The 13,945-nt window shown below is 72.5% G+C and carries 12 protein-coding genes; 2 read left to right on the forward strand and 10 right to left on the reverse strand.

The genetic code is table 11. The annotated features are described in order from the left end of the window. Positions 1-51: 51 nt before the first annotated feature. From C8E84_RS06125 to C8E84_RS06150, 6 genes are all read right to left on the reverse strand, one after another. Positions 52-798: an esterase family protein gene (locus C8E84_RS06125; protein ID WP_159900372.1), complete on the reverse strand. Its 747-nt coding sequence runs from the start codon at positions 796-798 to the stop codon at positions 52-54. A 53-nt stretch (positions 799-851) separates the two neighbouring features. After that, complete coding sequence (locus C8E84_RS06130; RefSeq protein WP_159900374.1) at positions 852-1,895, reverse strand: alpha/beta hydrolase; 1,044 nt, start codon at positions 1,893-1,895, stop codon at positions 852-854. Between the two features lie 5 nt (positions 1,896-1,900). Then, complete coding sequence (locus C8E84_RS06135; RefSeq protein WP_159900376.1) at positions 1,901-2,887, reverse strand: co-chaperone YbbN; 987 nt, start codon at positions 2,885-2,887, stop codon at positions 1,901-1,903. 34 nt (positions 2,888-2,921) lie between these two features. Continuing rightward, positions 2,922-3,923 (reverse strand): DUF8094 domain-containing protein, encoded by a 1,002-nt coding sequence (locus C8E84_RS06140; RefSeq protein ID WP_159900378.1) that lies wholly within the window; start codon positions 3,921-3,923, stop codon positions 2,922-2,924. Further along, positions 3,920-4,549, reverse strand: a complete 630-nt coding sequence (locus tag C8E84_RS06145) for a hypothetical protein (RefSeq protein WP_159900380.1) — start codon at positions 4,547-4,549, stop codon at positions 3,920-3,922. Before C8E84_RS06145 ends, C8E84_RS06140 begins: the two co-directional genes overlap by 4 nt. A 108-nt stretch (positions 4,550-4,657) precedes the next feature. Next, positions 4,658-5,173, reverse strand: a complete 516-nt coding sequence (locus tag C8E84_RS06150; RefSeq protein ID WP_159900382.1) for a MarR family winged helix-turn-helix transcriptional regulator — start codon at positions 5,171-5,173, stop codon at positions 4,658-4,660. 98 nt (positions 5,174-5,271) lie between these two features. Between C8E84_RS06150 and C8E84_RS06155 the strand changes: the two genes are divergently transcribed. Next, the gene (locus C8E84_RS06155) at positions 5,272-6,021 is read left to right on the forward strand and encodes an HAD family hydrolase (RefSeq protein WP_159900384.1); all 750 of its coding nucleotides are present in this window, start codon (positions 5,272-5,274) and stop codon (positions 6,019-6,021) included. Next, complete coding sequence (locus tag C8E84_RS06160; protein ID WP_159900386.1) at positions 6,018-8,543, forward strand: glycoside hydrolase family 65 protein; 2,526 nt, start codon at positions 6,018-6,020, stop codon at positions 8,541-8,543. Before C8E84_RS06155 ends, C8E84_RS06160 begins: the two co-directional genes overlap by 4 nt. Before the next feature lie 113 nt (positions 8,544-8,656). On the opposite strand, the gene C8E84_RS06165 is transcribed toward C8E84_RS06160, so the two are convergent. Genes C8E84_RS06165 through C8E84_RS06180 form a run of 4 tightly spaced genes read right to left on the reverse strand, consistent with a single transcriptional unit; the run spans position 8,657 to position 13,927 of the window. Then, complete coding sequence (locus C8E84_RS06165) at positions 8,657-9,352, reverse strand: ABC transporter ATP-binding protein (protein ID WP_159900388.1); 696 nt, start codon at positions 9,350-9,352, stop codon at positions 8,657-8,659. Then, positions 9,349-10,185, reverse strand: a complete 837-nt coding sequence (locus C8E84_RS06170; protein WP_159900390.1) for an ABC transporter ATP-binding protein — start codon at positions 10,183-10,185, stop codon at positions 9,349-9,351. The genes C8E84_RS06165 and C8E84_RS06170 overlap by 4 nt, the downstream gene beginning before the upstream one ends. Further along, positions 10,182-13,310 carry an FtsX-like permease family protein gene (locus tag C8E84_RS06175; protein WP_159900391.1) on the reverse strand — a complete coding sequence of 1,043 codons (3,129 nt, stop codon included), beginning with the start codon at positions 13,308-13,310 and terminating at the stop codon, positions 10,182-10,184. Before C8E84_RS06175 ends, C8E84_RS06170 begins: the two co-directional genes overlap by 4 nt. After that, positions 13,307-13,927 carry a GNAT family N-acetyltransferase gene (locus C8E84_RS06180; protein WP_211675417.1) on the reverse strand — a complete coding sequence of 207 codons (621 nt, stop codon included), beginning with the start codon at positions 13,925-13,927 and terminating at the stop codon, positions 13,307-13,309. Before C8E84_RS06180 ends, C8E84_RS06175 begins: the two co-directional genes overlap by 4 nt. Between the last annotated feature and the right edge of the window lie 18 nt (positions 13,928-13,945).

Here is a 13,945-nt window from a genome sequence, read left to right on the forward strand (position 1 = left end):
CGGATGCCGTGGCGCACCACGGCGGTCCCGCGGGCGGACGCGGTGGTCACGTCACACGAAACGCTGGAGGTGATGAGCGAGCTGGCGCTGCCACCACGGCCAGTCGTGCGCGCTGTCGTGGCCCCACACGTCGAGCTCGTGGCGGATCCCCTTGCGCGCCAGCAGGTCCGCGAACTCGCGGGTGGCGGGTAGCGACCGGGTGGGCGAGACCTCGAAGGGGCCTTCGCCGACGACGAGCAGCACGGAGACCCGCGACCTGATCCAGTCGAGGTGGTCACCGTCCATGTTCGCGACGTAGGCCGTGGGGTTGGCGAAGTACGTCGCGTCGCCGAGCTCACCCCAGCCGTTCCAGCTCGTCGGGTCGTAGTTGCCGGAGAGGCCGATGGCCATCGGTGCGACGTCTGCGCGCTGAAAGGTCAGGTGCACCGCGTGGTAGGCGCCCAACGAGACGCCGACGGTGATGACCTCCTGTCCCCCACCGACCTGGTCCTGGATCCACGGCAGCACCTGCTGCGACAGCCACGCCGTGTAGGTCTGCGCGCGGCGGGCCCGCTCCTCGGTCGGCTGGTCATTGGCCGACCACGTCCACCCGTCCATCGAGTCGACGCAGAACAGGCTGACGCGACCGGCCTCGATGAGGGGGCGCACGGCATCCAGCATGCCGTTGCCCTGCGCGTCACGGGCCGATCCACCCTCGGACGGGAAGAGCAGCACCGGCCGCCCCCACGCTCCGTAGCGGACCACCTCGAGGTCGGCGTCGTGCCCGGGAACCTGCAACCGCACGGCGCTCGTCTCCATGCGCACACCCTGCCGGTCGCCACCCCCTCTCGCAAGCACTGCCCGCGAGAGGATCAGTCGCTCTCGCCCCAGACGGTGCGCAGCACGTGGGTCAGGCCGGGATCGAGGGCATCGCGCCAGGCCGTGTAGTTGTGCAGGTCGGCGACCTCGGTCAGCTCAACCGTGTGGCCGGCCCGGCGCAGGGCCGCAGCCATGTCGCGGTTGTTGGCCATGTTCTCCTCGATGGCCCCGCACGACATGCCGATGACCAAGGGGTGCTGGGTCTCGCGCATGTCGAGCACGCTCTGCACGAGACGTGAGATCCGGCCGAAGAAGGGGTAGCCGCTCTCGTCGAGGTCATGGCGCACCTGGAAGAACGACCCGGACTGCGAGTACACCCCGCCGACCCGCGGCGCCGCCAGGAGCCCGAGCAGCACCGCGGTGAGCCCGCCGAGACTCGCGCCGGCGACCGCGACCGGCCCCCGCACAGCATACCGTTCGCCCAACCCGTCGAGACCGGTGGCCGCGATCGTGCGCAGGTACTGGGGTGATCCCGAGTACCAGGCGTCACGGATCACCGGGGCCGCGAGGGCGACGCGGTGGGGTGGCAGCACCCCCGTCGCGATGAGGGCTGCGCTGTAGGTGGTGATCGACGCGAGCTGGTCGTACTCGGGGCCGTCGTGGACGAGCAGCAGCGGTGCCGGCTCGGTGTCGGGCAGGTCCTGCGGGATCCAGACGGTGACGGGCACCTCGTGGGTGGTCTCACCGGTGAGGGTGTGCGGATCCAACCGTCCGGGGACGGCAGGCGCCGACAGCCACCACGGCGGCGCGTAGCCCGGCAGCTCGACCACCGAACGGTCCCCGAACGCGGTGCCCACGGTCAGCGGGTTGGCCGGGTCGAGCACGACGTCGATGTCGTCACCACGGCCGACGGCGAAGCGGTACTCGAGACGTTGCAGGCTCGTCACGGGCAGGTCGAGGGCCCAGCCCGCGTCGTCCCGGGTGAACTCGCGCGGGCCGGGAACGGCTCGCTCGCATTGGAGGACGACGGCCGTGATGGCCGGGTCGATGTCGTCGAGCCGGAACCGGAGGTGGTCGTCGATGAGGGTCGGTGCCACCAGGATCAGAAGAGGGCACTCATCAGGGCGGTGCGCCCCTTGCGAACCCGCTCGTCGTGGTTGCCGACGACCGCGAACAGCTCGAGCAGGTGCGTGCGGGCCTTGTCGCGGTCAGCACCGTCGCTGGTCCGCACGAGGTCGAGCAACCGGGCGAAGGCATCCTCGACGTGGCCCCCGAACACGTCGAGGTCGGCGACGACGCACGCGGCGTCGACGTCGGCCGGGTCGGCAGCTGCTGCGGCCCTGGCCGCCGTGAGGTCGACTCCGGCCGTGCGCTGCATCAGACCCACCTGGGCCAGGCCGAGCTCGGCGTCGTGGTCCTTGGGGTTCTCGGCGAGCGCCTGCTCGTACGCGGCGGCTGCGCCGGCGAAGTCACCACGCTCGATGGCCTGGAACGCAGCCTCGTGCAGCGGCGGCAGTGCGTCGTCCTCGGCACCCTCGACCGGCTCGAGCTCGACCCGACCGGCGATGCCGTTCTGCACGGCGGCCTGGAGCAGCTGGTCGATGACCGCACGCACCTCGGCCTCGGGCTGGATGCCGGGGAAGAGCGGCACCGGCTGCCCCTGGAGCAGACCGAAGGTGGCGGGCACGCTCGGCTGCCCGAACGCCTGGACGAGCAGCGGCTGGAAGACCTGGAGCAGCTCGGGAGACGCCGACAGGTCGGCGCTGAGCACGAGGACGCGCCCCTCGAGGGATGCCGCGACCGAGACGACCGTGTCGAGCAGTTCACGGGTCGCGGAGTAGGCCGAGCCCCACAGCACCAGGACGCCGGGCACCTGCAGCGTGCGGTTCAGCGCCTCCTGAAGGTTGTTCGCCGTGACCTCGACGACCAGCCCCCCGGGAACCGCGGGGCGCGCTGCCGGCGGCTGGCCGGGAACCGGGCCGGCCGGCATCCCGCTGCCTGCCGTGGCTGCGGAGGGCGCCGTCAGGCCGGCAACGGAGGACAGGTCGACGGCGCCGCGGGTGCCCGCGGGCGGGGTGGTCTCACTCATGTGCAGATTCTCTCAAACGCGCGGGGGTGCGCGGTCACAGGCCCTTGCCGGACACGAGCAGCTCGGCCCCGCCGATAACCGACGCCTGCCCCGTCGGGGGGATGACCATGACGAAGGTCTCGAGGTTGTTCAGGGTGAGCGACTTCGTCACCTTCTTCTTGCCGGTCAGCTTGGCGTACTCGGCAGGCAGCACGAGTTCCTTGGCGGCCTTGGTCACGGCGAGGGTGTCCGTGCGCTTCATGAGACCGAAGGTGACGACTCCACCGTCGGCGAGGCGGAAGGACACGGCGTTCTTCAGCTCGGGGGTGTGCACCTGGGTCAGGGTGCCGAGCTTGCCGAGTGCCTTGGCCTGGGCCGCGGCGGTGGTCTTCAGCGAGTTCGCGAAGGGGTTGTCGACCGAGACGGCCTTCGTCGCCTTGGGCTTGGGGAAGGCCAGGGCAGCCGCGTAGGCCGTGACGAGCGCCTCCGGCGTGGCCGGGAGCCCCTCGCCGTCGGTGACCTTCACCATCGGGGAGCCGGCGTTCTCGGGAGCCACCGCGGGAAGTGAGGCACCGGCGAACATCGGCACGCTCGAGGCGATCTTGAACGGCTGGTCGGGCTTCTCGGAGACCAGGACGTGCAGCATCTGGGTGTTCGTCGCCTCGTCGAGGGTCGACGCGACGATGGCCCGGGGCCAGGCACGACCCTGCGACTGTGCGACGATCGTCGGCTTCGGGGCGACCGCGAGGTCAGGGGTGGCCGCGGGAGCCCCGGCACGGGCCGCCTTCGCGTTGGCCACGGTCAGGGCGTCACCGGCGAGGAAGGCCGCGCGGGCTGCGGCCGCCTTCTTGGCGTCACCCTCCACGGGGGCCTCTGCCTGCGCGAGGACCCGGGCGGCGATGTCGGCGGCACCTTCGTCGCCGAGCGGTGCGGAGACGGACTTCTCAGCGGGCGCCGGGCGCAGACCCACGAGGGCGTCCTGGGTGCCGCAGCCGGTGAGGAGCAGGGCGCTGACCATGGTGGCGGCGGCGATGGCGGATGTCGTGCGGCGGGTCATCGGGTGACCTCCTCGGTGGTCGCTTGTTCGGCAACTCGGCGGGTGGGCCAGGCCAACGCCACTCCGGCCACGACGAGGAACAGGCCGGCCAGGACGGCGACGACGGCCTCGACGAACCACGTCTTGTTCGTGACCGTGAAGGTCACGGTCTCGAGCGGCCCGCCCTCGGTGGCGATGACGAGCGCCTCGGGCGCCTGCTCCTGCTTGACCGTCAGGGTGACCGGCCCCTGCGCGGAGTCCTGCTGGCGCCACAGGTCGGCAAGGCCCAGGGTGGGAGCCTCGCCGGACCCCACGGGGCGGGTCTGCAGCACCCAGTCCCGAACCCCGACGCCCGTGGCCGACACGACGCGTGCGTCGCCGAGCACGTCAGCGGCGTCCGAGGGGTTGGCCAGGGCCATCCAGACGGTGGCGCCCTCGGCGGGGGTGGCGGTCACGACGACGTCGGAGTCGACGCGGTTGAGCACCGAGGGCCGGAGGATCACCGGGTCGGTCGTCGCCGGTCGGGCGGTGAACTGCGCGGTGCCCGAGGACCCCAGCTGGGTCGCGAACCACGCGCCGATGACGGTGAGCACCAGGCCGAGAACGGCCAGCAGTGCACCGACGACGCTCTTCACGATCGTGGTCATGGGGATGGGATCCTTCGGGTTGACAAGGGGGTCACCGGCGCGGAAATCGCGTGACGGCGTCCCTCCACCATGACAAACGCCCCACCCTCCCGACAAATCCCACGGGGGTCAGCCGTCGAAGTCGCCTGCCCCCACGCGGACCTCACGCAGCAACCCGAACATCACTTCGTGCTGCTCGGCGTCGAGCATCGCGAGCCCGAAGTCGGCCGCCTCCAGATCACGGGTCACGGCCTCCATCGCCGCGCGACCGGCATCCGTGATGACCGCGAACGCACCACGACGGTCGGCGGGGTTGGGCACCCGCTCGACGAACCCCTGGGCCACGAGGCGCTGCACGATGTTCGTCGCACTCGTCGGGTGCACCATGAGCCGTTCCCCGATGCGGGACATCGAGAGGCGCTCGTCGCGGCTGAAGGTGAGCAGCACCAGCGCTTCGTACCGCGCGAACGTCAACCCGTGGCGCCCCGCGATGGCGTCGAACTGGGCGAGGAGCAGCTGCTGGACGCGCATGATCGACGTCGCCGTGGCCATCGACGAGGCGTGCGACTCCCGGCCCCAGCGGTCGCGCCACAGCTGGCTCGCCCGAGCGATCGGGTCGAAGGGCAGACGCACCGGCTGGCTCACACCGAGCACGGTAGCCCAGCGGCGCACCGGACCGACTCTCGGGAAGGCGGCACCCACGGATTGCGCAAGCGCTCTCGCAGTCCCTAGCGTTGCCCCTCATGAGCGGTATGAACCCGGTGACCTGGACCGACCACGACTCGGTCCTCTTCGACCTCGACGGGGTCCTCACCCCCACGGCGGAGGTGCACATGCGGGCCTGGGCCGAGATGTTCAACGCCTTCCTCTCCTCATGGCACGGCCCCGCCGCCGACACCTCGGCCTACACCGACGACGACTACTTCGCTCACGTCGACGGCAAGCCGCGCTACGACGGCGTGCGCGACCTGCTCACGGCACGCGGCATCGACCTGCCCGAGGGAGACCCGAGCGACGCCCCTGACCTCGACACGGTCTGCGGGCTCGGCAACCGCAAGAACGACGCGTTCAACGCCGTGCTGGAGCGCGACGGCGTCTCCCCGTACCCCGGCTCGGTCGCGCTGCTGGACCACTTGCGTGACCTCGGGATGCCGCTCGCGGTCGTCTCGTCGTCGGCGAACGCCCCGGCGGTGCTCGAGGCCGCTGGCCTGGCCGGGCGCTTCGTCACCGTCGTCGACGGCCGGGTCGCCACCGAGCTCGGCCTGCCGGGCAAGCCTGCTCCCGACACGTTCGTGCACGCGGCCACGGCGTGCGGCACCACGCCGGCGCGTTCGGTCGTCGTCGAGGATGCCGTGTCGGGCGTTCGCGCTGGAGCGGCCGGTGAGTTCGGCCTCGTCATCGGCGTGGACCGCGGTGCGGGCACCCAGACCTTGACGGATGCCGGTGCGCACCTCGTCGTCGCGGACCTCGCCGAACTCGTCGACCCGGCATGAGCACCGCGCAGACCTCGACGGATCCGCTGGACCGCAGCCGCTTCCCCGCCGACCCGTGGCGGCTCGTGGAGTGCGACCCCGACCGCACCGACCTCGGCGTCACCGAGACGTTGTTCACCGTGGCCAACGGCTACATCGGCATGCGTGGCAACCCCGAGGAGGGTCGCCACGCCCACGAGCACGGGACCTACATCAACGGCTTCCACGAGACCTGGCCGATCCGGCACGCGGAGGCGGCCTACGGGTTCGCCCGCACGGGGCAGACCCTCGTCAACGCCCCCGACGCGAAGCTCATGAAGCTCTACGTCGACGACGAGCCGCTGGTGATCGGCACGGCCGACCTCGAGAGCTACGAGCGGTCGCTGGACTTCCGCGACGGCGTGCTGCGCCGCTACCTGGTGTGGCGCACCCCGTCGGGCAAGCGGGTCGAGGTCGTCTCCACGCGCATGGTGTCGATGACCCAGCGCCACCTCGTCCTGCTCACCTTCGAGGTGAGCATGCTCTCCGGCGACGCCCCGGTCGTCGTGTCCTCGCAGCTGCTCAACCGCCAGGACGGGGTCGACGAGTACCACGGGCAGGCGGCCGCCGGCACAGGGCTGGCCGACCCGCGCAAGGCGGCGGCCTTCGAGGGTCGGGTGCTCGAGCCACGCCTGCAGATGGCCAAGGACGACCGGATGATGCTGGGCTACCAGTGCGCCAACTCCCGGATGACCGTCGCCGTGGCTGCCGATCACGTCGTGTCGACGCCGGACCCGTACGAGGTCGTCATGAGCGACGAACCGGACCTGACGAAGATGGTGTTTCGCGTCGACGCGCGCGAGGGCAGCACGCTGCGCATCGAGAAGACCGTGGCGTACCACACCTCGCGCGGCCTGCCCGTTCGTGAGCTGTCCGACCGGTGCCGACGCACCCTGGACCGGGCGGCCCGGGTCGACAACGAAGACTGGCTGGCCGAGCAGCGTGACTGGTTCGACGCCTTCTGGGCGTCCGCCGACGTCGAGGTCGACACCGGAGAGGACACCTCGGATGCCGTGCAGCAGGCCATCCGCTTCAACCTGTTCACCTTGGCCCAGGCCAGCGCCCGGGCCGACGGCCTCGGGGTCGCGGCCAAGGGGGTCAGCGGCTCGGGGTACGAGGGGCACTACTTCTGGGACACCGAGGTGTACGTCGCCCCGTTCCTGACGTACACCCGGCCCGAGCTGGCGCGAAACCTGATGCTCTTCCGCAGCCGGATGCTGCCCGCCGCCCGCGAGCGGGCCGCGGAGATGAGCCAGCGCGGGGCGCTCTTCCCCTGGCGCACCATCAACGGTGAGGAGGCCTCGGCCTACTACGCCGCCGGCACCGCCCAGGTGCACATCGACGCCGACGTCGCGCACGCCCTCGTGCAGTACGTCAGCGCCACCGGTGACGAGGAACTGCTCGTGCGGCACGGCCTGGCCATCCTCGTCGAGACCGCTCGGCTCTACGCCGACCTCGGCTTCTGGCGCAGCAACGGGGAACGCTCGTTCCACATCCACGGCGTGACCGGGCCCGACGAGTACACGACCGTGGTCAACAACAACCTGTTCACCAACGTCATGGCCCGCTACAACCTCGAGCAGGCGGTGTCGTGGGTGCGCTGGGCGCAGGAGCACCACGCCGACGAGTACGCCCGCCTGGCTCATCGCCTCAAGGTCACCGAGGACGAGGTCACCGAGTGGGCGGCCTGCGCGGCGGGCATGCACATCCCGTTCGACGAGGGCCTGCAGATCCACCCCCAGGACGACTTCTTCCTCGACCGCGAGGTGTGGGACCTCAGCCAGACCCCGGACGAGCTTCGGCCACTGCTGCTGCACTACCACCCGCTGGTGATCTACCGCTTCCAGGTGCTCAAGCAGGCTGACGTCGTGCTCGCCCTGTTCCTCCAGGGCAACCGCTTCACCGCCGACGAGAAGCGCCGCGACTTCGAGTACTACGACCCGATCACCACCGGCGACTCGACGTTGTCGGCCGTGGTGCAGTCCGTCGTGGCAGCCGAGGTCGGCTACCACGAGGTCGCCCACGCCTACTTCGTCGACGCCCTGTACGTCGACCTGGCCAACGCCCACGCCAACACCGTCGACGGGCTGCACATCGCCTCCACCGGCGGGGTGTGGTGCGCGCTGGTCAACGGCTTCGGCGGCATGCGCGACCACGAGGGCCAGCTCTCCTTCGACCCCCGCCTGCCCGCCGACTGGCGCTCGCTCACCTACCGGCTGACGTGGCGGGGCACCCGACTCGTCGTCGACCTCACCCCCACCGGGCTGCGCCTGCGCTCGGTCGAGGGCGAGCAGCCCGTGCCGGTGAGCGTGGCCGGCATCCGGGACGTCGTGGAGCCGGGGAGCACGCTCGAGGTGCCCCTCGACGGGCACGGCCCGCAGATCCCCGGTCTGCTGCCCAAGCGCCCGCCGACCGGCGGCACCCGCACCGACGGCAGCCGCATCACGGCCGGGGTGCCGACTGCCATTCCCCTGCCCGAGGCGGGCGACCCTCCCCCGGCCTGACCCCGGCATCACCTTTCTCGCCCGGTGCCAGGACCTTCACCTTCGCACCACAACCGTTCTGGTGCGAACCTGAACCTTGTGGCATCGGGCGAGAAGGCTCGGCGGATGCCGGGTCAGGGGGTGGTGAGGACGCCGTCGTCGAGGTGCACCACCCGGTCGGCCGCAGCCGCCGCCTCCGGGTCGTGTGTGGCCATGACGACCGCCGCCCCCTGCGAAGCCCGCGCGCGCAGCAGGCGCAGCACGACCTCGCGGTTGGTGTGGTCGAGCTCGGAGGTCGGCTCGTCGGCCAGCAGCACGCGGCAGTCCAGGGCCAGCGCCCGCGCCACGGCGACGCGCTGCTGCTGTCCGCCGGACAGCTCCTCGACGAGGTGCGAGAACACCTCACCCAGCCCGACGGCATCCAACGCGGCGTCCGCCCGAGCAGGCGCGTGCGCGGCAGCCACCCCACGGGCGAGCAGCGGGACCAGCACGTTCTCGCGTGCCGTCAGCATCGCGGCCAGCCCGTTGCCCTGAGGGATGAGCGCCACCCCGGCCGCGACAGCCTCGGCCACCCCCGCCGCGACCACCCCACCCACGCGGCGGCCATCCACGAGCACCTCCCCGGCATCCGGCGTGACGATGCCGGCCACGACCGAGAGCAGGGTGCTCTTGCCCGCCCCGGAGTGGCCGGTGACGGCGACGAGCTCACCGGGGCGCACCACGAGGTCAACCCCGTCGAGTGCCGTGGTGGCTCCGAACCGCACGACCAGTCCGGTGCACGCGACGGCGGGCGCGGCGCCCGGGCGCGCGACGTGATCGGGCACGGTCATGGACTCTCCTCCTCGACGACGAGCACCCAGCGGCCGTCCTCCTCGTGCAGGCGCACGAGCGACCCCGGCGGGATGGCGGCCAAGGCGTGCGGCGGCAGCGGCACCGAGCCATCGGCCGAGACGACGGCGAACTCCTCACCCTCGCGGCCCTCGGCACCGACCCGGCCGTCGCGGATGGTGATCGTGCGCGGCATCGCTGCGGCGACGTCGGGGTCGTGCGTCACGACGATCACGGTGGTGCCCCACTGGCGGTTGACCTGCGCCAACGCCTCGAGCACGACGTCACGCGCCCCGTGGTCGAGCTGGCTCGTCGGCTCGTCGCCGAGCAACAACCCCGGTCGGCACGAGACCGCGACCGCCACGGCGAGCAGCTGCAGCGCGCCGGGGGTCAACGTGGCGAGCGGGACGTCGGCGGATGCCGTGGGGAACCCGACGAGGTCGAGAACCTCGTCGGGGCTGGGAACCTGACGGCCGCGCTGGCGCGCTGCCCCCTGGGCGAACGCGACGTTGTCTCGCGCGCAGAGGTAGGGCAGCAGGTTGCGTGCCGCTCCCTGGAGGACCATCGCGATCTCGGTGCCGCGCACCTCGTCGAGGTCGGCCTCGGAGAGCTGGCTGAGCTCGCGGTCGCCGACGAGCAGGCGCCCGGCGCTCGGGCGCAGCAGGCCGCCGAACAGGGTGAGCAACGTCGACTTCCCAGCACCGGACGGGCCGAGGAGCGCCACCCGCTCCCCCGCCCCCACGACGAGGTCGATGCCGGACAGCGCAGCCACGTCGTGCCCGTCGGCGTGGTAGATGTGCACGAGGCCGCGCGTCACCACGCGCAGGCCGCTCACAGTGACTCCCGCAGTCGCTCGGGGAGCGCACGGGCCAGGACCGCCCGGGCGGCGACCACGGCCACCCCGCCGATGACCGCGAGAGCCATCAGCGCAGTCGCGGCGATGACCCACCAGACCGGGGTGAGGTCCGGCACCGGCACCGGGGCGGGCCGGTCGAACAACGGCACGAGCGGCATCGCCAGCAGCGATCCCGCGACTGCGCACGCCGTCCCGAGCGCCACCCCCGCGACCACGGTCACGAGGTGCTCCCGACGCACCGCGGCGCGCAGGACCGCCCGAGGGGTGCCAGCCACGATGAGACCGGCGAGGTCGCGGGCCACCCCCCTCCACGACGCCACGGCCACGAGCGCGACGACCAGGGCGGCCACGAGCAGGGACATCAGCCCCGTGAACACCGCGAGCAGCAGGCCCCACCCGGTGGCCGAGGCGTCGTAGCGGGCCTGCGCCTGCTCCACGGTCGTGGGCGGGCTCACGAGCAGGCCGGCGGCGGCCAGCGAGCGCTCGACGGCGCGCAGCTCGTCGGGGTCCTGGGTGGCCAGCCACACCTGGAGCAGCGACCCCGGCGGGGCCGCCCCACCGACCCGCAGCTGCGCGTCGAGGTCGGCGAGCGCACCCCGCGAGGTCACCCCCGGGAGGGCGTCGACCGTCGCAACCGCCTGCGAGGCAATGGGCCGACCACCGAGGCCGATGAGGGTGAAGCCGTCGTCGGTGGCATCGGCAGGAGGGGTGCCGGCGAGCACCACGGGGGCCGGGCTCGGCACGTCCGCGACGGGCGAGAACACCCGGCGCCCGGTGGTCTCGACGTCGATGACGAGGTCGGTGCCCGAGCCGGACAACGCCTGGGTGCCCTCCCCCGGGTCACCCTGGGCCGGCAGCCACCGCTGCGCGCCGCCGAGCTCGAGGGGCTCGCCACCGAGGCTGAGACCGGAGAGCGTGACCCGCCCGGCGACCCGCTCGGCCCACGGATCGGTGCCGCGCACCCACAACCCGGCCAGACGGCATCCCTGCGGGCACAGCACGGGGGCACGGACCGCCGACGTCCCTGCCGAGGACTGCGGCACCTGCGCGAGGTCACGGTCGAGGAGCTCACCGTCGGGCGTCGACACGGTGATGCCGATCTGCACCGGTGTGGGGTCGATCGACAGGTCACCACCGGGGATGCCGGTGGGTGACATCGGTGCCTTGCCGACCGGTTCGTCGCCGGTTCGGAAGTCCTCGAGGGCCCAGGTGAGCGTGCCGGTGATGACGCCGTCGGTGAGCTGGATGCTCGGCGCCACCTCGGGCGTCAGGGCGGGCAGGCTCGCGGTGGGCAGGGCGAAACCGATGCGTGCGAGCTCGGCGGGGCGGGCGAGCAGGGTCGGTACGGCCGAGGGGTCCCGGGGACGGATGACGACCACGGGGGTGGCGAGCGACCGGTAGCGCGGCTCGAGCCCGTCGACCGCGGCCGCCAGTGCGGCGGGTGAGGTGGCGTCGGTCGTGATGACTGCCGGGGCGCCGTTCTCGAGCTCGGCCCGGGCGGCACGGTTGTGCGCCCCGACGACCACGGCGTTCGCCGCGAAGGTCGCGAGAGCCACGGCCGCCGTGACGACGACGAGGACGTTGCGCAGGGCCGGCCGGCGCGCCAGGGACAGGGCCGCGAGGCCGGCGGACAGGCGACCCCGGGCGAGGGCCCGCTCCGCAACCCGGGAGGCGAGGCGGCGCAGGGCGGCGGCCCCGAGCAGGCCGACGGCCAGCGCGAGCAGCATGGGGACGAGCAGCGCCGTGGGTCCGTCGACGTCGCCGGTCAGCACCGCCGCCACCCCGAGAGCGGCGACGACGATGACGACGACGTCGAGCATCCCCGGGCCCCGGCTGGCCTGCGGTGGGACGCGGCGCAACAGCGCCCCGATGGGCTCGCGAAGGACCGGGCGGGACACGACGTACACCGTGAGCAGCGACCCCAGCACGGCGACGACCGCAGCCACCGCGACCGGCCAGCGCAGCTCGAAGGGAACCCCGGGTGGCATGACGGTGCGGCGCAGCAGGTCACCGACCGCAAGGGCCGACGCGACCCCGAGCGGGGCACCCAGCGCCACCGTCAGCGCCAGCTCACCCATGACGACGCGCCCGCCCCCGTCACGACTGCGCCCGCGCAACCGCGCAAGGGCGATCTCGGGTCGGCGCTGCTCGACGGCGGCATGGGCCATGAGCGCGAGCACCGTGACCGCGAGCAGGGCGAGCTGGGCGAGCAGCAACGGCACCAGGGTGCGCACGATCGAGCGGCCGGCGACGACGGCGTCGACGATGTCGGGCACCGGGGAGGTCACCGTGACGTTCCCGCTCGCCCGCTCCAGCCCCTGCAGGGAGTCGCCGATCTGCGGCACCGTCGCCAGCGTCACGGTGTCCCGGTCGAGCGGGAACTCCACCGACGTCGAGGCCTGCGACCAGCCGGTGTCGAAGGTGGCCTGAGCAGTGAGGAAGTCGTCGATCGCCGCGACGGTGTTGGTTCCCTCGGCGATGAGGAAGCCGGACTTGCCGTCGACCACCGTCCGCAGCCAGTAGGTGGGGTCCGGGACGACGCGGTAGACCCCGGTGACCTCCAGCGCGACCGGTGCCACGGCATCCGATGGGGTTGCGGGGACCGCGGACGGGTCGGCGACCTCGAAGGTCGAACCCTCGGCCCACCCCCACGCGGTCGCGTCGGCCGCGGAGACGAGGACGTCGCCGGGTGCCGTCGGGCACGAGCCCGACACGATCTCGACGTGCTCGCAGCTGCCCTGGCGGGCCACGAGGCGCAGGGGCGAGGTCTGCATCCCGTCACGGGGCGTGACCCTGGTGTCGGCCGTCGTCATGCCGACGCCGTCGTCGAACCACCGGGTGGCCTCCTCGGGCATGACCGCGCGCAGGTCGTCGGGGCTGAGGGCGGGGTCCTGCGCGGTGCGCGCCGCCCGCACGACGACGGTGGTGTCGGCGACGTCACGCTGCTGGAGCCCCGCCTGGAGCAACCCCTGCTCGAGGGTGCGCACGAACAGCGGGGCGAAGACGGCGCAGGTCGTCACCAGGGCCGAGACGACGACGAGCACGAGCGACTGGCTGCGCCGGTGGCGCACCGCGGCCCACGTCTGCCGCAGCCCGTTCCTCACGCCGGGTACCCGGGCCAGGTGTCGGCGTCGACCGACATGTCGAGGGCGCCGATGTCCTGCCCGTCGAGCACGGCAGCCTGGTCCCGGTGGCCGCTGGGCCGGTATCCGACCTTCTCGTAGACGCGGCGGCCGCGCGGGTTGGTGTCGAGCACCTCGAGGGTGATGCGGGTGAGGCCGAGGTCTCGGATGCCGTAGCTCGTCGTGAGCGCGACGGCTTCGGTTCCGAGCCCCCGGTCACGCCCGGCGGGCCCGATGAGGACGCGCAGGTTGCACGTACGTTCCTGCGGGTCGTAGTCGTTGAGCACCACCTCCCCGACGAGGGTCCCTGCCTCGTCCTCGATGGCCAGGTCGAGGCGGTCGTCCTGGTCGGGGCGCGAGGAGTACCACTGCACGAGCGTGTCGTCGAGGGGCCAGGGCTCGTGCGCCTGCGCGGTGGTCTCGACGCTGCCGGTCAGCAGACGCACCTTCGGGTCGGAGAGGATCTGCGCCATCGCCTCGGCGTCCTCGCCCGTCATCGGCCGCAACGTCACGTGCTGGCCGCGCAACGTCGGCTTCGTGGCGAAGTCGGGCGCGGGGCCGGGAGCGGGGTCAGGATCGCTGAGGGACGTGCGGGACACCCCGACATCCTGCCGGAC

Source organism: Ornithinibacter aureus, from assembly GCF_009858245.1.
In the GTDB taxonomy this organism is placed as follows: domain Bacteria; phylum Actinomycetota; class Actinomycetes; order Actinomycetales; family Dermatophilaceae; genus Fodinibacter; species Fodinibacter aureus.